Consider the following 17,237-nt stretch of genomic DNA (forward strand, 5'->3'; position numbering starts at 1 on the left):
ATGGTGCACCCCAAGGGTACAGTTGCCCGCACCGTGACCTGTCCCATCCCTCCCGGAGCCCGTCGATGACCGAATGGCTGCTCCTGGCCACGTCGTTGCTCCTGATGCTGGCGTGCGGGGTGTTCGTCGCCGCGGAGTTCTCGTTCGTCACGGTCGACCGGGCCACGATCGAGCGTGACGCGGAGGCCGGCGACAAGGGTGCCCAAGGCACCCTTCTGGCGCTGCGCACGCTCTCGACACAGCTCAGCGGCGCCCAGCTCGGCATCACGATCACCAACCTCGTCATCGGCTTCCTCGCGGAGCCCGCCATCGGCAAGCTGCTGCACGATCCGCTCGAGTCGGCCGGCCTCGAGGACGGCACGCTCAGAGGCGTCGCGTACGCCATCGCGCTCGTCGTGAGCACCGTCGTCACGATGCTGGTCGGCGAGCTGGTGCCCAAGAACTTCGCGCTGGCGCTCCCGCAGCGCACGGCGGCAGTGACGCAGTGGCCGCAGCGGATGTTCACCAAGGCCATGGCGTGGCCGATCCGTGCACTCAACGGGCTGGCTAACGCGATCCTGCGGTTGCTCGGCGTCGAGCCGCAGGAGGAGCTCCGCTCGGCCCGCTCTCCGGTCGAGCTGCGATCCCTCGTGCTGCGCTCGGCGCAACAGGGCGCGATCGACGACGAGACCGCCGATCTCGTGGCCCGCAGCATCGCGTTCGGCGACCGCACCGCGGCTGACGTTCGTACGCCCCGGGTGCGCGTGCACTTCCTCGAGGGGCGCGACACGGCGTTCGACGTCATCGAGGCGGCCCGACAGACCGGGCACTCGCGCTTCCCGGTCATCGGCAAGAGCCCCGACGACGTCATCGGCATCGTGCACATCAAGCGGGCCGTGGGCATCGAGCCCGACCGTCGCCGCAGCGTACGCATCGCCGACATCACCGATCCCGCGACGATCGTGCCGGACAGCATCGAGCTCGACCCGCTGCTGGCGTTGCTGCGTGAGCAAGGCATGCAGATGGCGATCGTCATGGACGAGTACGGCGGCACGGATGGCGTCGTCACGCTCGAGGACCTGGTCGAGGAGATCGTCGGCGACATCGCCGACGAGCACGACCGGCTCTCGTCGCGCAGCCGCCATCGCCGCGACGGCACCTGGTCGCTGTCGGGCCTGCTGCGCCCCGACGAGGTCGAGGAGCAGACCGGTGTCGCGCTGCCCGAGGGCGAGGACTACGAGACGATCGCCGGCCTGATCCACGAGAAGCTCGGCCGGATCGCCGCGCGCGGCGATGCCGTGACGTTGCACCTCGACCGCACGCCGGATGACGAGGAGGACGACCCCGAGCCGCTCGTCGTGACGCTGACGGTGGAGCGCATGGAGGGTCGCCGGATCGACCGGGTCTCGCTGACCGTCGACGACGAGGGCGACGGCGGTGATGACACGTGAACGGTTTCGTCGGAGTGCTCGTGACCGTCGTGCTGCTGGCGCTCAACGCGCTGTTCGTGGCGTCCGAGTTCGCGTTGATCTCGGCGCGACGAACGCAGCTGGAGCCCCGCATCCAGGCCGGCTCGCGGCCCGCGCGCATGGCGATGCGGGCGATCGAGAACATCACCCAGGTCATGGCCGCAGCCCAGCTCGGCATCACGATCTGCTCGCTGGGGCTCGGCGCTGTCGGCGAGCCGGCGATCGCGCATCTCTTCGAGCCGCTGTTCGAGACGCTGCACGTCCCGCACGGCGCGGTGCATCCGCTGTCGTTCGTCATCGCCATGACGATCGTGGTGTTCGCGCACGTGGTCCTCGGCGAGATGGTTCCCAAGAACCTCGCGCTCGTCGGGCCCGACCGTGCGGCGCTGATCCTCGGGCCGTTCATGCTGGCGGTCGTCGCGATCCTCAAGCCGTTCGTCGTGACGCTCAACGGCACGGCCAACATGATCATCCGGCTGTTCCGCATCGAGCCCAAGGGCGAGGTCGCCTCGACCTACTCGCACGACGAGGTCGCCGGCCTGGTCGAGGAGTCCCGGCGTGAAGGCCTGCTCGACGAGGACGAGTACGACCTGGTGTCGGGAGCGCTCGACTTCCACGAGGGCACGGTCGACGAGGTGCTGCTGCCGAGCGCCGGGCTCGTGACGATCCCGCCGACCGCGACGCCGGTCGACGTCGAGCGAGCCTGCGCCGAGACCGGCTTCTCACGGTTCCCGGTGCTCGACGGCACCGGCGAGATCGCCGGCTATCTGCACATCAAGGACGTCCTGGAGACCGACGACGCGTCGCGCCTCGAGACGATCGCCGACAAGTGGCTGAGGCCACTGGCGACGGTCGTGGCCGGCTCGGGGCTCTATGAGGCGCTGCGCACGATGCAGGCCCGCGGCTCGCACATGGCCCGCGTCGCCGACGAGTCGGGCGCCGTGCTGGGCGTCATCATGCTCGAGGACGTCCTCGAAGAGCTCGTCGGCGAGATCCGCAGCGCCGAGCGCGCCTAACCCTCTCGTCAGCGGGCACAAACCCTCTCGTCAGCGTCAGGGCACGAACCCTCTCGTCAGCGTCAGGGCACGCGGAACAGGCCGCCCGGGGTGACCGCCATCTGCACGGGCACGTCGTGCGGCTCGTGCGGCAGCTCGGCGAGCAGCTCGTGGGTGAAGACCAAGGCGCAGAGCGGTGCGCGTACGCCCTCGAGCGCCCGGTCGTAGTAGCCGGCGCCGCGGCCCAGCCGGTGTCCCGCATGGTCGACCGCGAGCGCGGGCACGATGACCACGTCGCACGTCGTCAACGCGTCGCGACCGAGGCGCTCGCCCGCGGGTTCGGGGATGCCGAGCGGGGTCGTGGCGAGGGACGCCGTGGGGTCGTACGCGACCCAGTCGAGGGTGTGGTCGTCGAGGCTCAGCGGCACGACGACCTCGATGCCCCGCTCGAGCAGGCCCGTGATCAGCGGGACCGTGCCGGGCTCGGACGGCATCGAGAGGTAGCAGGCGACCCGCTTGGCGCGCGCGACAACGGGGGCTGCGAGCACGTGGAGCGCGATGGCGTCGGCCGCCTGCCTGCGCACCTCTGGGGCCATGGCGCGACGCTTGGCGAGGAGGTCCAAACGCGCCTGTTCCTTCGTCACGCGCTGACGCTAGCGTATGTGCAATGTCGGGACTGGCGATGGCGCAGCAGCGCATGACGGAAGCTGGCGTGCCCCAGCGAGCGATCGATGTCTTCTCCTCCTTCTACGCCAAGCTCGAGCAGGGCGACAGCGGGATGATCCGTGAGGCGGACGTCGAGCCGCTCGACGGCATCGACCACGCCGGCTCGCTCCAGCTGAGCGACGAGGAGTGCCGCGCCGCCGCAGGGGTCACCGCGGTCATCAAGCTCAACGGCGGCCTGGGCACCTCGATGGGCCTCGACAAGGCCAAGACGCTGCTGTCCGTGCGCCCCGACCTCACGTTCCTCGACGTCATCGTCGGCCAGGTCCGCCACCTGCGCCAGACCCTCGACGTGCGTCTGCCGCTGCTGTTCATGAACAGCTTCCGCACGCGTGACGACACCTTGGCGGCGCTGGCGAGGTACGACGACCTCGAGGTCGAGGGCCTGCCGATCGACTTCCTGCAGAACCGCGAGCCCAAGCTGCGCGCCGACGACCTGACCCCGGTCGACTGGCCGGCCGACCCGTCGCTCGAGTGGTGCCCGCCGGGTCACGGTGACCTCTACACCGCGCTCGAGGTCTCCGGCATCCTCGACGCCCTGCTTGACGCGGGCTATCGCTATGCCACGGTGTCGAACGCCGACAACCTCGGCTCTGCCCCGGACCCGGCGATGATGGGCTGGTTCGCCGCGTCGGGCGCTCCCTATGCCGCGGAGGTGTGCCGACGTACGCCGGCCGACGTCAAGGGCGGCCACATCGTCGTCCGCAAGAGCGACGGCCGGCTCGTGCTGCGTGAGACCGCCCAGGTCGCGCCGGAGGACGCCCCGGAGGCGGACGACCCGCAGCGGCACCAGTACTTCCACTGCAACAACCTGTGGTTCGACCTGCGGGTCATGAAGGCGACGCTCGAGGCCCGCGACGGCATCCTCGGCCTGCCGCTGATTCGCAACGCCAAGACCGTCGACCCCACGGATCCCTCGTCGACCAAGGTCGTGCAGATCGAGTCGGCGATGGGTGCCGCGGTCGAGGTGTTCGAGGGCGCGACCGCGATCGAGGTCGATCGGTCGCGGTTCCTGCCGGTCAAGACCACCAACGACCTGATGCTGCTGCGGTCGGACGTCTACGGCGTCGGCGAGGACTTCCGCGTCCGCGCCCAGGTGAGCTCGGCGCCGCTGGTCGACCTCGACCGCCGGTTCTACACGACGATCGCCGACTTCGACGCCCGCATCCCGGAGGCTCCGTCGCTGGTCGACGCCACCTCGTTGAGGGTCAAGGGTGACTGGCGCTTCGGCCGGGGGGTCACGGTGCGTGGCGACGTGGCGCTCGACGACTCCGGCGCGGCCCAGAGCGTCCCGGCGGGCGCCCAGTTAGGCTGACTCGCATGTCACCTGGAGAAACCGACGACGGGCCGGAGCAGAACATGCTGCCGCTCGGCTCGGACACTCCGCCCGATCCGATCCCCGGATTCCCGTCGAGCCCGGCCGGCGAGGGTGAGCAGACCGAGCCCGTACGCCTGCCGCCGACTCCGCCGGCTGAGCCGCCCGCCGAACCAGCCCCGCCGGTTGAGCCCCGTGAACCGGCCCCGCCGGTTGAGCCTGTCGAAACCCCTTCCGTCGCTTCGACAAGCTCAACGACCGAGTCCTCGCCGGAGCCAACCCCTCCTGCTCCCACCTCCACGGCCAGCGCGCGGCCCCGGCCGGCCAGCGTCCGCGAGGGCATGCTGACGGTCGAGGACCATCTCGAGAAGATCCTGCGCGGCATCGGGCCGCTTGGTGCCTATGACCAGCCGCTCGTCGAGTCCCTCGGCCTGCCGTTGCACGAGGCGTTCGTCAGCCCGTCCGACCTGCCGTTGTTCGACAACTCCGCGATGGACGGCTACGCCATTCGCTCGGAGGACCTCGTGGGCGCGAGCCGCGAGCAGCCCGTCGTCCTGCCGGTCGTCGGTGAGATCGCCGCGGGCTCGGGCCGGCCGTTCGCGATCAGCGCAGGCACGGCGGTCAAGATCATGACGGGCGCGCCGATCCCGCGTGGCGCCGACGCCGTCGTCCCGTTCGAGAAGACCGATCGTGGCAACGCCCGCGTCGAGATCTACGAACCCGCCGCTCGCGGCGCCTGCATCCGGCCCAAGGGTGACGACATCAAGGCCGGCGACACGGTGCTCGCCGAGGGCACGGTGCTCGGCCCCCGCGAGATCGGGCTGCTGGCCTCGCTCGGCGCGCCCCGCGCCAAGGCCCGGCCCCGGCCCCGTGTCGTGGTCATCTCGACCGGTGACGAGCTCCGTGAGCCCGGCACGCACCTCGACTTCGACTCGATCCACGACGGCAACAGCTACATGCTTGCCGCGGCCGTACGCGATGCCGGTGCGATCTGCTATCGCGTCGGTGCCGTCGACGACAGTCCGCGTACGTTCCGCAAGGTGCTGTCCGAGCAGCTCGTCCGGGCCGATCTGGTGGTCACGAGCGGCGGCATCAGCAAGGGCGATCACGACGTCGTCAAGGAGACGCTGTCGGCGCTGGGCACGGTCGACTTCGTCGAGGTCGCGATGCAGCCCGGCAAGCCACAGGGCTTCGGCAAGGTGTTCGACGAGCAGACGCCGATCATCACGCTGCCGGGCAACGCCGTGTCGGCCTACGTCTCGTTCGAGGTGTTCGTGCTGCCGGCGATCCGCCGCATGATGGGCCGCACGCCCTACCGCCGGCCGATGGTGCACGCGGTCTTGGCCGCCGACCTCACGTCGACCCCCGGCATCCGCCAGTACGTTCGCGGGGTCTTCGAGGTGACCCATCGTGGTGCCAAGGTGACCCCGATCCTCGGCAACGGCTCGCACCTGATCGGCTCGCTGGCCAAGGCCAACGCGTTGATCATCGTGGGCGAGGACCAGACCGCGCTCAACATGGGCGACACGGTCCGCACGCTGGTGCTGGATCGGCCGTTCTGACCATGCCTGACCGGCTCACCCACGTCGACGACTCCGGCGCTGCCCGCATGGTCGACGTCACTGCCAAGGACGTCACCGCTCGCGTGGCCACGGCTCGTGGCCGGGTCGAGGTCAGCGCCGAGGTCATCGCCCTGCTGCGCGGCGAGGGGGTGCCCAAGGGCGACGCGATCGCCACGGCCCGCATCGCCGGGATCATGGCGACCAAGCGCACCCCCGACCTGATCCCGCTGTGCCACCCGCTGGCCATCGGTGGGGTCGAGGTCGACCTGGTCGTCGAGGACGATGCCGTGGCCATCAGCGCGACGGTGCGCACCGCGGATCGTACGGGCGTCGAGATGGAGGCGCTCACCGCTGTCAGCGTCGCGGCGCTGACCGTCGTCGACATGGTCAAGGCCGTCGACAAGCTGGCCCGCATCACCGACATCGAGGTCGTCGCCAAGTCGGGCGGCAAGAGCGGCGACTGGACGCGGCCGACATCGGGGCAGGCATGAAGGCAGCCGTCGTGGTCGCGTCCAACCGGGCGTCGACCGGGGTCTACGAGGACACGACCGGGCCGCTGATCGTCGAGGCGTTGACGGCGTGGGGCTTCGAGGTCGGCGCGCCTGCGGTCGTGGGCGACGGTGAGCCGGTGGCCGAGGCCATCCGCTTGGCGCTCGCCGAGGGGGTCTCGGTCGTCCTGTCGACCGGCGGCACGGGCATCAACCCGACCGACCGCACCCCTGAGGCCACCCGGCCGCTGCTGGACCGCGAGCTGCCGGGCGTCGCCGAGGCGATCCGTGCGCACGGCGTCGCCAAGGGCGTACCGACCGCGATGCTGTCGCGTGGGGTTGCTGGCGTCTCGGGCAAGGCCGTCATCGTCAACCTCCCGGGCTCGCGTGGCGGCGTCAAGGACGGTCTCGAGGTGCTCGCCGACGTCCTGCCGCACGCCGTCGACCAACTGATGGGCGGCGACCACCCGGGCGGTGTGTCCTGAGTCCGGGCTGGCCGGTCGTCCTCACGCACGGACGGATCGGCGTCCGTCCGCTGCGCCGTCGCGACGCGCGCACGTGGTCTCGGCTGCGTGCCGAGAACGCCGACTGGCTCGGTCCGTGGGAGGCGACACTGCCGCGTGAGGCGGGCCCGCCGGCCACGTCGTACGTCGGGATGATCGGCACGCTCCGACGACGGGCGCGGCTCGGCCAGGCCATGCCGTTCGTGCTGACGTGGGACGACGAGATGGTCGGCATGCTGACCGTCAACGGCATCACCTGGGGATCGGCGCGCTGGGCCAGCCTCGGCTACTGGGTCGCCAAGAGTCACGCCGGCAGGTCGATCACGCCGACCGCCGTGGCGCTGGTCTCGGACCACCTGCTCACGACCGTCGGGCTGCACCGCATCGAGATCGCGATCCGGCCCGAGAACGCGGCCAGCCTACGGGTCGTCGAGAAGCTCGGGTTCGTCGAGATCGGCGTGGCCCGGCGATTCCTGCACATCGCGGGGGAGTGGCGCGATCACCGGATGTTCCAGGTGCTCGCCGAGGACGTACCAGCGGGGCTCGTCGCCCGCCTCGGCCCGCCTTCCTGAGTCACCGAGTCACACGCGTCCCACAAGTTCTCAGGCGACACACGGCCGTGGGTGCCGGGTATGCGGACCCGCACCGCCTACCGTTTTGCTCGTGGGTTCGAGCAGTGGGTTGATCATCGCGTTTGTCGTGGCCGTCTGGGCCGCGTACTTCGTGCCCCTCGTGCTGCGCCGATACGACGAGGCCAGCAAGAACGCCTCGGTCGAGGCCTCCGGCTCGCAGTCCCGCGTCATCGCCCGACCCGCTGCGAAGCCCACCGCATCGGTCGCCGAACCTGTCGCCTCGGTCATCGCGCCTGCCGCCGTGATCGTTGAGCCCGTCGAAGCGACACCTCCGGCCCGTACGCTCGACCGTCCCGCGGCGCGCCTCGCCGCGCGGCGCCGTCGTCGCACCCTCCTGACCCTGCTCGCCGTGGCTGTGCTGACCAGCGGCCTCGCCGCCGCCTCGGTCATCGCACCGTTCTGGGTCGCGGCTCCCGTCGCGCTGATCGTGGCGTGGCTCGTCGCCTGCCGCATCCAGGTCCGCGGCGAGCTCGGCATCGCTCGCGTCAAGACACCGAGGCAGCCGAGGGCCGACAAGAAGTCAGTCTCGACCGCCGCAGACGAAGAGCAGACGATCGTCGTCTCGGGCCAGTTCGAGGACATCAACCCCGGACTCAAGCACCAGATGGAAGACGTCCCGCTCGAGGCCAACGCGCTCGACGACCAGATCGTGATCGCGGTGCCGTCCGTCTCGACGACCGGCGAGGCGCTCTGGGACCCGCTCCCGGTGACCCTGCCGACCTACGTCACCAAGCCCCGCGCCGGGCGCACGGTTCGCACGATCGACTTCGGCCAGGCGGGCGCCTGGACCTCGGGACACATCGAGGGCGAGGACGTCGAGCTGCCCCAGCGCAACGACGACACCGGGGATGAACGCCGGGCCGTCGGTCACTGAACCAGCCTGATAAAGTTGCGAGGCAGCACGAGGGGCATTGGCGCAGTTGGTAGCGCGCTTCGTTCGCATCGAAGAGGTCAGGAGTTCGAATCTCCTATGCTCCACACAAGATCAAGAACCCCGGGCGCTCTTTGCCCGGGGTTCTTGGCTTGTATCGGGACAGCGGAGTGTCCTAGCTCCACACAAGGTCGACGTCCCGGCTAGATCGCTAGGCGTGAGCGGCGGCCGTGCCAGTAGGCGAGTGCGCCCGGTACGACCGACAGCCCCGCCAGGCCGATCGTGATGACTTCGATGTGGGCTGCGACGAACGCGATGCCGCCGAACAGGATCCCGGCCTCGATGATGCCGACGGACCAGAGCGCGGCGCCGACGAGGTTGTACGCCGTGAAGCGCCTGCGAGGCATGTGACCGATACCGGCGACGGTGGGCACGAACGTCCGCACGACGGGTACGAAGCGGGCCAGCAGCACGGCTTTGCCCCCGTGCCGGTCGAAGAAGGTCTGCGCCCGGTCGGCATGCCGCTGCGCGAAGATCCGTGAGTCGGGCCGCGAGAACAGCCGCGAGCCGAAGCGACGGCCGATCAGGTAGCCGACCTGGTCGCCGGCCACGGCCGCCGTGAACACGCTGAGCGCCAGCAGCCAGCCCGGCAGCCCGATCACCCGGGACGCGACGAGTGCGCCGGAGATGAACAGGAACGAGTCACCGGGCAGGAAGAACCCCAGCAGCAGCCCGCTCTCGACGAAGACGACCGCCATGACGAGGAGCAGCGCTGCAGGCCCGAGGGAGTACAGCAGCGGGGTCAGGACGGCGATCATGCGGTCACGCTAGATGCGGCGACCTGACTGCTGCCTGACGGCTTCCTCGCCGTTGATCAGGTCGGGGCCGCCGCACGCAGTAGCGACGGCCCCTCACTCCCTGAAGAGTCGAGCCCCGCCCGGGCCCGCAGGGGAAGCAGGGACCGGACGGGGCTCAGGGGTTGACCCATGTCGAACATCCTGGGGCCGCCAACCTGCACGCAACCTGACTGCGACCGGATCAGTTGCGCGGCAGGGTCAACGTGAAGCTCGTGGGATCCGACGTCGAGGTGACCCGCACGTCACCCCCGAGCGTACGAGCGACGCGTCTTGCCAGGGCCAGACCGAGTCCCGCGCCGTCGCTCCGGGGCCCGCGATGGCCGGAGACGAACACCGACTCGGCGTCGTCGGGCGCCATGCCCTCGCCGTCGTCGCTCACCGTGATGTCGACCGTACGTGCATGGGTCTCGACCGTGAACGTGACCGATGTGGCGGCATGGCGGAGGGCGTTCTCGACGACGGGGGAGAGGGCGCGGACGGCGTGCTCGGTGGGCGCCGCGATGCCGACGTCGCCGACGTCGGCCGAGACCGCGATGCCGGCGGGGTCGAGGTGCTTGAGCGTCGTCGCGACCAGCGCGCCGGCCGTCGTCCGTGCGTCGGGCCGCGGCGCGTTGCGGGCGATGGCCAGGAGGGACGAGATCGTCGTGCTCATCCGGTCGACGACCTCGACGACCCGGCCGAACCGCTCGCGCAGGTCCGGGTCGGAGGTCGTCATCATGCCGAGCTCGGCCTCCCCGCGGATCGCGGTCAGCGGGGTGCGCAGCTCGTGGGCGAGCTCCGAGGTCAGTTGCTGCTCACCGCGCAGTGCACCGGCGACCCGGTCGAGCAGGACGTTGAGCGTACGGCCGAGATGGCCGAACTCGTCGTCGGTGTTCGAGGCCTCGAATCGGGAGTCCAGGTCGTGCTCGCTCCAGTCCTCGGCCCGCAGAGCCATCGACTCGACGGGCCCCAACGTACGTCTGACGGTCCACCAGGCGATCGCCGCCGAACCGCCGGTCACCGCGAGGCCGACGATCACCAGCCCGAGCAGCGTGAGGTTGCGCGTGGAGTCGTAGGGCTCGAGCCGGGCGGCGACGACGACCACCGCGGTGACCTTGCCGTCGCGGGTGACCGGGACGGCGAGGAACGAACGCTCGTAGCGGTCGACCTTCGCCTCGGTGCGTACGTTCGACAGCGAGGCGGCCGCGGCGGTGACCTTGTCGGCGACGTGCGGGCCCTGCACGAGATCGCCGTCGGCCGTGAAGATCCAGGTGGTGTCGTCGATCGAGTCGTCCTGCGTGTCGGGCGCCGTCACGGTCCCGTCGCTCGCCACGTCGACCGTCGCGGCGACCGCGGCCACCTGGTCGTGCAGCCGGTTGTCGATGTCGTTGCGGGTCAGCGCCGACAGCACCAACATGATCGTGGCCACCATCGCCACCATGGCGACGGCGGTGACGACGAGGGTCGAGAGCACGATGCGGGAGATGAGCGTGCGGCCGGGAGTCCTCATCGCAGGGTGAACCCGACGCCGCGCACCGTCGCGAGCTCGACGGGGGAGCCGACCTCGGCGAGCTTGACCCGCAGACGTCGGATGTAGGAGTCGATCGTGTTCTCGTTGACGATCGCCCCGTCGGGCCAGGCCGCAGCGACGGCGGCCCTGCGGCGCACGACGACACCGGGCTCGGCGGCGATCGCGGCGAGCAGTCGGTACTCCGTCGGCGTCAGGGAGACCTCGCGGGCGTCGGTGTGCACCGACATCCGGTCGGGATTGAGCGTCAGGCCGCTGATCGTGACCGGATCGGGCCGGCTGCGCCGGTGCAGCGCCTCGACCCGGACGAGGACCTCGGAGATCGCGAACGGCTTGATCACGTAGTCGTCACCGCCCGCGCGGAAGCCCGACACCCGGTCGTGCACCGCGTCGAGCGCCGTCAGGAACAGCACGGGGGCGTGTTGCCCGCCGGCGCGCAGGGCCTGGCACACGTCGCGGCCGTCGGCGTCGGGCAGGCCGACGTCGAGGATCAGCACCTCGACGCCGCTGGTCGCGCCGAGGTTGTCGACCGCCTCCCGCCCGTTGCGGGCGATCACGACCTGGTGGCCGCTCATCCGCAGGGCGTCGGTCAGGACGCGGCGGACGCCGGCGTCGTCCTCGCAGATGCCCACCACAGTCATGCCGCAATCGTGCACCACAGATCCACGAGCTGGGCACTCGTACGCCGACACAGTCAGGTCACAGACAGGTTGCCGGGACGACAGTGGCGGCATGACTGCCCTGGCCGACCGTTCGCTCCGGACACCGGCCGGCCTTGCGGTTCTGCCGGGCTGGACCGTCGCGGGCTCGGCTGCGGTGGCGGTCGCGGCGCGGCTGCCCTACCTGGCGCATGCGGCCAGTCCGGACGAGGCCGGCTTCCTGCTGGTCGGCGGGCAGTGGCACCGTGGCGGCTCGTCCCTGTACGGGAACCTCTGGGTCGACCGGCCGCCCCTCCTCATCACGATCTTCCGGCTGGCGGACGGGCTCGGCGGCCTGATGGCGTTGCGCCTGATCGGCTGCGTCGCGGTGGCGCTCGTGGTCCTCGGCGCCGCGCGGGTCGCCGCGATGATCGCTGGTCAGCGGGCCGCCGGGTGGGCTGCGATCACGGCCGCCGGCCTGTGCGTCAGCCCCCTGCTCGGCGGCTACGAGGTCAACGGTGAGCTGCTCGCTGCGCCCCTGACGCTCGCCGGGATGGCCGGCGTCATCCTCGCCGTACGTTCGACCGACCGCAGGACCGCGGTGCTGTCGGCCATGGCGGCGGGCGCGTGCGCCATGGCATCGCTGCTGGTCAAGCAGAACCTCGCGGACGCGGCGGTCTTCGGCCTCGTGGCGTTCGCACTGTCAGGCCAGCACTTCTGGATGCGGACACGCGGCGCGGTCACCGGCGCGTTCGCCACCGCGGCGGTGGTTGCGGTGTGGACGGTCGCGCACGGGACGTCGTTGGCGGGTGTGTTCGACGCGATGTATCCCTTCCGCATCCACGCCGACCAGGTCCAGGCCGCGGGCGGCAGCCAGCACTCGGTCACCCGCCTCACGAGCCTCGCCGTCGCGTTCGTCGTCAGCGGGCTGGCGGTGTTGTTGCTCGCCGTGGCGCGCGACGTCGTACGCCATCGGCGGCGCGACCCGCTGTGGTCGGCGCTCGTCGTCATGACGGGCTTCGGCGTGGTGTCGGTGCTGCTCGGCGGCAACTACTGGCACCACTACCTCGTCGAGCTCGTCGTGCCGCTTTCGGTGGCCACGGGAGTGCTGGCCGCACGTCGTGGCTTCGCCGCGCGCTCCGTGGTCGCGTACGTCGCGATCGCCGGGTGCCTGTGCTGGGCGCTCAACCTGACCGCAGCGCAGGGCAGCACGGGCCGCAGCGTGGGCCAGGCCGTGGCGGCCTCCGCGCAACCCGGCGACACGATCGTCACGGTCTGGGGACACGCCAACGTCACCTACGCGTCGGGGCTGTCCTCGCCGTACGCGCAGCTGTGGAGCCTGCCGGTCAAGACGCTCGACCCGCAGCTGACCGGGCTCGACGACGTGCTGACCGGTCCGGCGGCGCCGACCTGGGTCGTCGTGTGGCAGCGAGTGCCGACCTGGGGCCTCGACACCGCCCGCACGAGCCTGATCCTCGCGCACGACTACCGGCGTACGGGCACGGTCTGCGGTCGCACGATCTACCTCCGCGCCGGCGTCGACCGCCGCGCACCCACCGTCGTCGGCGACTGCCATGGCTCGCCGACTCGCCTGAAGGACCTCATCTCATGAACACACTCGTCGTCATCCCCACCTATGACGAGGCGCTCGGCATCGAGGCCACGCTCGACGCCGTGCTCGCCAGCGCCCCTGACGCCGACGTGCTCGTGGTCGATGACAGCAGTCCCGACGGCACGGCACTGCTGGTGCAGACGCACCCGTCGTACGGCCAGCGGATCTTCCTGCTCAGTCGCGAGGACAAGGACGGGCTCGGCGGGGCGTACCGGGCCGGATTCGCCTGGGCGCTCGTCCGTGCGTACGACGTGATCGTCCAGATGGACGCCGATCTGTCGCACCCGCCGAGCCGGATTCCCGCCCTCGTCGCGGCGCTCGACACCGCCGACGTCGCGATCGGCTCCCGCTACGTGCCCGGCGGCGGGGTGCGCCACTGGACCCTGCGCCGCCGAGCCATCTCGCGGGCCGGCAACACGTACGTCCGCACCGTGCTCGGCCTCGACGTCCATGACGCGACCGCGGGCTTCCGCGCCTTCCGCCGTGACGCACTGCTGCGGCTCGGCGCGCTGGACTCGGAGTCGAACGGCTACGCGTTCCAGATCGAGAACACCTGGCGGGCGAGCCGCATCGGGCTGACGACGACCGAGGTGCCGATCACCTTCACGGATCGCACGGTCGGCGAGTCCAAGATGTCGGGCGCGATCGTCCGTGAGGCTGTCGTGCGGGTCCTCGCGTGGCGCTGGCAGGAGCTGCGGAACGGACGCCGGGACGTCCCGATGCTGGCCGGGCAGCGTCATGGTGCCTGACGTCCTGGCCCGGCGGCTGACGCCGGAGGTGATCAGCTTCCTCATGGTCGGCGGCGCGGGGTACGTCGTGGACGTCAGCGCGTTCAACTACCTGCGCAGCCTGCCGGTGCTCGGCACGGTCGATCCGTCGGTGGCGAAGTGCCTGGCCGTCGCGCTGGCCATGGTCGTCACGTACGTCGGGAACCGGGCCGTCACCTGGCGGGGCGAGAGCTCGAGCGGGCGGCGCCGGGAGGTGGCGCTGTTCGTGCTGTTCAACGTCATCGGTCTGGGCTTCTCGGTCGTGACCCTCGCGGTGTCGCACGACCTGCTGGGGCTCACGAGCCGCCTCGCCGACAACATCTCGGCCAACGTCATCGGGCTGGCCCTCGGCACGGCGTTCCGGTTCTGGTCCTACAGGCGGTTCGTCTTCCGCGCCGCCGCGACGAGCCGGGAAGTTTCGCCGTCCCACGCTGGTTGACCCAGGTGTGAAGCTCTCGCTCCTGGACCGGTCCCGTACGCGGGCAGGCCGTCCCGAGGCGGAAGGGCTGACCGGCTCGATCGACCGGGCGATCAACGCCGAACGCCTCGGCTACGACCGGTTCTGGGTCGCCGAGCACCACGCCGTGCCGGGCATCGCCAGCGGATCGCCACCGGTCCTGCTCGCCGCGATCGGCGCTCGCACCGAGCGGATCAGGCTCGGGTCCGGCGGTGTCATGCTGCCGCACCACCAGCCGCTTGTCGTGGCGGAGCAGTTCCTGATGCTCGAGGCGTTGCACCCGGGCCGCGTCGACCTCGGGCTCGGCCGGTCTCTCGGCTTCACCGCGCCCGTGCGCGAAGCGCTGCGCGATCAGGCGCCCGACACGTTCGAGGACGACCTGCGCGACCTGCGGGCCTACCTCGACGGCGCCGCCGCCGTGACCGCGCGGCCGCAGGCTGCCGGGCGGGTGCCGATGTACGTCCTCGCGACCGGGCGGGGGACCGTCATCGCCGCTCGCCTGGGGCTGCCGGCCGTGATCGGCGGACCGATCCTCGTTGAGCCACGGCTCGTCGAGGTGCTCGAGGCGTACCGGAAGGACTTCCAGCCGAGCCCCGGGGTCGAGCGGCCGTACGTCGTGGTGTCGCTCGACGTGACCGTCGCGGATGACGACGCCACGGCCCGCAAGCTCGCGCTGCCGGAGGCGTGGGCGATGGCGCGGTCGCGGCAGACGGGGGAGTTCCCTCCGCTCGAGTCGGTCGACGACATCCGCCGCCAGACCTGGACGACCCAGGTGCGGGACCGGGTCGAGTCGTCCCTCGATCGGGCCGTCGCCGGGAGCCCGCAAACCGTCCGCCGGGCGCTGGAGCGGCTCGCCGAGCGGACCGGAGCAGACGAGCTGCTGGCGTCGACCTCGACGTACGACCGCGACGCGCTGTTCGCCTCCGACGAGGCCCTGCGCGACCTGGTCAACTAGCTGTCGAAGCCCAGGCCGAACCGGTCGAGCAGGCGGAGCCAGAGGTTGCGCCGGCCCGTGCGGTCCGCGCGTTTGAGCGACCACGTCGTGATCTGGATACCGATCCACGCGAACGGCTCGGGCGGGAACGGCATCGGCTTGGTGCGGACCATCTCGAGCCGCGTGCGCTCGGTCTGCTCGCCCGACAGCAGGTCGAGCATGACGTTGGCGCCGAACCGCGAGGCCCCGACGCCGAGCCCGGTGTAGCCCGTCGCGTAGGCCACCGCGCCGTGGCGGGCGGTGCCGAAGAACGCGCAGAACCGGGTGCACGTGTCGATCACGCCGCCCCAATGGTGCGAGAACCGCAGGCCCCTGAGCTGCGGGAACGTCTCGAAGAAGTTGGCTGCCAGCGTCGCGTACGTCTGCGGGCGGTGGTCGTACTTCGGCCCGATCCGGCGGCCGAAGTGATAGATCGCGTCGTAGCCGCCCCACAGGATCCGGTTGTCGGCGGTGATCCGGTAGTAGTGGAACTGGTTGCCCGAGTCCGAGAGTCCCTGCCGGTGCTGCCAGCCGATCGACGCGAGCTGCTCGTCGGTGAGCGGCTCGGTCATGAGCACGTAGTCGTAGACCGGCACGGTGTGGAACCGCAGCCGCTTGAGCAGCGACGGGAATGCGTTGGTCGCGAGCGCGACGCGCCGGGCGGTGACGGAACCGGTCTCGGTCACCAGGGTGGTGCGGCCATCGTGCTCCTTGAGGTCCTGGACCGGCGTGTTCTCGATGATCCGGACGCCGGCCGCCTCGGCTGCCGCGGCGAGACCCCAGGCCAGCCGCGCGGGGTCGAGCATCGCGGTGCCCTCGCGGTCCCACGTGCCGCCGAGGTACGTCGGGGAGTCGACCTCACGCCGCAGGGCCTCGGCGTCGAGGAAGTCAGGTGCCGAGGAGTCGTAGTCGGCGAGCTCGTGAGGTCGGGTCGCCACCGCGAGCTCGCCGGTGCGCCGGAAGTCGCAGTCGATGCCGTAGCGCTCGATCGTCGCGGCGATCTCGTCGAGGTTCTCGATGCCGAGACGGTGCAGCTGGTCGTACTCGTCGGGCCAGCGATCGCGCCCGTTGGCCTCGCCGTGCGTCAGGCTCGCGGAGCAGAAGCCGCCGTTGCGGCCGGTCGCCTCGCCGGCGAGGCGACCGGCCTCGATCAGGACGACGTCGCGCGCGGGGTCGCGTTCCTTGGCCATCAGCGCGGTCCACAGCCCCGTGAATCCGCCGCCGACAATCGCAAGGTCGGTGGTCAGGTCGCCGTCGAGCGCCGGCCGGGCCGGCGGCCGGTCCGGGGTGTCGAGCCAGAAGGGCACGGGCGCGGCATCGGACCAGCTGGTCCGGTTGTCCTGGGGTGCGGTCACGCCGTCATCCTGTCAGGCAACCGGGCGAACTGTCCGCGCCGAGGCGTACGTTCTGGGCATGATCACGGTCGAGGACGTGCGACGGGTCGCACTCCCGTTGCCCCGGGCCTATGAAGTGCTGGTGCGCGACCGGATCAAGTTCCGCGTCGGCAGCCTCGTCTTCGTCGCGTTCTCCCGCGACGAGACGCTCATGGGCTTCGGCTTCCCACGCGAGGAGCGCGAGCACCTCGTGTCGTCGAGGCCGGAGACGTTCCGGCTGCCGTCGCCCGGCGACATGCGCTATCAGTGGGTCGTCGCCGACATGGCGGCGCTCGACCCTGACGAGATGGAAGAGCTGGTGATCGATGCGTGGCGCATGTGCGTGCCCAAGGGCGTCGCGCGTGAATTCTTGGGTGAGGACTGAATCTGCCCGAACCGGCCTAGGGTCGCCAGCGGTGGTTGCGTTTCCAGGTGTCGGATCCGGGTGGCCGGTATTCGGGGTGGCCGTCGACGGGACTCATCCGGATGGCCCATCGCGTGTCGTGGATGGTGCGG

General features: G+C 70.8%; 18 protein-coding genes and 1 tRNA gene. 14 read left to right on the top strand and 5 right to left on the bottom strand.

From position 1 onward, the window contains the following. Window positions 1-65 precede the first annotated feature (65 nt). Window positions 66-1,430: a hemolysin family protein gene (locus ESP70_RS19810; RefSeq protein WP_149691046.1), complete on the top strand. Its 1,365-nt coding sequence runs from the start codon at window positions 66-68 to the stop codon at window positions 1,428-1,430. Then, the gene (locus ESP70_RS19815) at window positions 1,427-2,464 is read left to right on the top strand and encodes a hemolysin family protein (protein WP_149691047.1); all 1,038 of its coding nucleotides are present in this window, start codon (window positions 1,427-1,429) and stop codon (window positions 2,462-2,464) included. Before ESP70_RS19810 ends, ESP70_RS19815 begins: the two co-directional genes overlap by 4 nt. A gap of 62 nt (window positions 2,465-2,526) precedes the next feature. Here ESP70_RS19815 and ESP70_RS19820 read toward each other — a convergent pair whose 3' ends face one another. After that, window positions 2,527-3,087 (bottom strand): 5-formyltetrahydrofolate cyclo-ligase, encoded by a 561-nt coding sequence (locus tag ESP70_RS19820; protein ID WP_149691048.1) that lies wholly within the window; start codon window positions 3,085-3,087, stop codon window positions 2,527-2,529. A 23-nt stretch (window positions 3,088-3,110) separates the two neighbouring features. On the opposite strand from ESP70_RS19820, the gene ESP70_RS19825 reads away from it, so the two are divergent. From ESP70_RS19825 to ESP70_RS19855, 7 genes are all read left to right on the top strand, one after another. After that, a complete protein-coding gene (locus ESP70_RS19825; protein WP_149691049.1) occupies window positions 3,111-4,481 on the top strand; it encodes a UTP--glucose-1-phosphate uridylyltransferase in 1,371 nt (456 codons plus the stop codon). Between the two features lie 5 nt (window positions 4,482-4,486). Beyond that, entirely contained in the window at window positions 4,487-6,043 is a 1,557-nt protein-coding gene (gene glp, locus ESP70_RS19830; protein ID WP_342780200.1) for a molybdotransferase-like divisome protein Glp, read from the top strand. 2 nt (window positions 6,044-6,045) lie between these two features. Beyond that, the gene (gene moaC, locus ESP70_RS19835; protein WP_149691050.1) at window positions 6,046-6,534 is read left to right on the top strand and encodes a cyclic pyranopterin monophosphate synthase MoaC; all 489 of its coding nucleotides are present in this window, start codon (window positions 6,046-6,048) and stop codon (window positions 6,532-6,534) included. Next, a complete protein-coding gene (locus ESP70_RS19840; protein WP_149691051.1) occupies window positions 6,531-7,016 on the top strand; it encodes a MogA/MoaB family molybdenum cofactor biosynthesis protein in 486 nt (161 codons plus the stop codon). The genes moaC and ESP70_RS19840 overlap by 4 nt, the downstream gene beginning before the upstream one ends. A 35-nt stretch (window positions 7,017-7,051) precedes the next feature. Continuing rightward, window positions 7,052-7,606 (top strand): GNAT family N-acetyltransferase, encoded by a 555-nt coding sequence (locus tag ESP70_RS19845; protein WP_281287358.1) that lies wholly within the window; start codon window positions 7,052-7,054, stop codon window positions 7,604-7,606. A 91-nt stretch (window positions 7,607-7,697) separates the two neighbouring features. Next, a complete protein-coding gene (gene sepX, locus ESP70_RS19850) occupies window positions 7,698-8,540 on the top strand; it encodes a divisome protein SepX/GlpR (RefSeq protein WP_149691053.1) in 843 nt (280 codons plus the stop codon). Window positions 8,541-8,571: 31 nt separating this feature from the next. Beyond that, a tRNA-Ala gene (locus tag ESP70_RS19855) sits at window positions 8,572-8,644 on the top strand. 96 nt (window positions 8,645-8,740) lie between these two features. Here the strand turns inward: ESP70_RS19855 and ESP70_RS19860 are convergent. The 3 genes from ESP70_RS19860 to ESP70_RS19870 all read right to left on the bottom strand — a co-directional run bounded on the left by ESP70_RS19860 (window position 8,741) and on the right by ESP70_RS19870 (window position 11,542). Continuing rightward, complete coding sequence (locus ESP70_RS19860; RefSeq protein ID WP_149691054.1) at window positions 8,741-9,355, bottom strand: VTT domain-containing protein; 615 nt, start codon at window positions 9,353-9,355, stop codon at window positions 8,741-8,743. Window positions 9,356-9,575: 220 nt separating this feature from the next. Further along, window positions 9,576-10,883 carry a sensor histidine kinase gene (locus ESP70_RS19865; protein ID WP_149691055.1) on the bottom strand — a complete coding sequence of 436 codons (1,308 nt, stop codon included), beginning with the start codon at window positions 10,881-10,883 and terminating at the stop codon, window positions 9,576-9,578. Next, window positions 10,880-11,542, bottom strand: coding sequence for a response regulator transcription factor (locus ESP70_RS19870; protein ID WP_149691056.1), 663 nt, complete (start codon window positions 11,540-11,542; stop codon window positions 10,880-10,882). The genes ESP70_RS19865 and ESP70_RS19870 overlap by 4 nt, the downstream gene beginning before the upstream one ends. A 91-nt stretch (window positions 11,543-11,633) precedes the next feature. On the opposite strand from ESP70_RS19870, the gene ESP70_RS19875 reads away from it, so the two are divergent. From ESP70_RS19875 to ESP70_RS19890, 4 genes are read left to right on the top strand one after another with little or no spacing between them, the layout of a single operon-like run. After that, window positions 11,634-13,151, top strand: a complete 1,518-nt coding sequence (locus tag ESP70_RS19875; protein WP_149691057.1) for a hypothetical protein — start codon at window positions 11,634-11,636, stop codon at window positions 13,149-13,151. Beyond that, window positions 13,148-13,900, top strand: a complete 753-nt coding sequence (locus ESP70_RS19880) for a polyprenol monophosphomannose synthase (RefSeq protein WP_149691058.1) — start codon at window positions 13,148-13,150, stop codon at window positions 13,898-13,900. The genes ESP70_RS19875 and ESP70_RS19880 overlap by 4 nt, the downstream gene beginning before the upstream one ends. Further along, complete coding sequence (locus tag ESP70_RS19885; protein ID WP_149691059.1) at window positions 13,890-14,357, top strand: GtrA family protein; 468 nt, start codon at window positions 13,890-13,892, stop codon at window positions 14,355-14,357. Before ESP70_RS19880 ends, ESP70_RS19885 begins: the two co-directional genes overlap by 11 nt. Before the next feature lie 7 nt (window positions 14,358-14,364). After that, a complete protein-coding gene (locus ESP70_RS19890) occupies window positions 14,365-15,330 on the top strand; it encodes an LLM class flavin-dependent oxidoreductase (protein WP_149691060.1) in 966 nt (321 codons plus the stop codon). On the opposite strand, the gene ESP70_RS19895 is transcribed toward ESP70_RS19890, so the two are convergent. Continuing rightward, on the bottom strand, window positions 15,327-16,703 hold the full coding sequence (locus tag ESP70_RS19895; RefSeq protein ID WP_149691061.1) for an NAD(P)/FAD-dependent oxidoreductase: 1,377 nt from the start codon (window positions 16,701-16,703) through the stop codon (window positions 15,327-15,329). The two genes, ESP70_RS19890 and ESP70_RS19895, sit on opposite strands and share 4 nt — an antisense overlap. A 58-nt stretch (window positions 16,704-16,761) precedes the next feature. Between ESP70_RS19895 and ESP70_RS19900 the strand changes: the two genes are divergently transcribed. After that, window positions 16,762-17,106: an MmcQ/YjbR family DNA-binding protein gene (locus ESP70_RS19900; RefSeq protein ID WP_149691062.1), complete on the top strand. Its 345-nt coding sequence runs from the start codon at window positions 16,762-16,764 to the stop codon at window positions 17,104-17,106. Window positions 17,107-17,237: the final 131 nt, after the last annotated feature.

Origin of the sequence: Aeromicrobium ginsengisoli (genome assembly GCF_004134905.2) — a bacterium.
Taxonomy (GTDB): Bacteria; Actinomycetota; Actinomycetes; order Propionibacteriales; family Nocardioidaceae; genus Aeromicrobium; species Aeromicrobium ginsengisoli.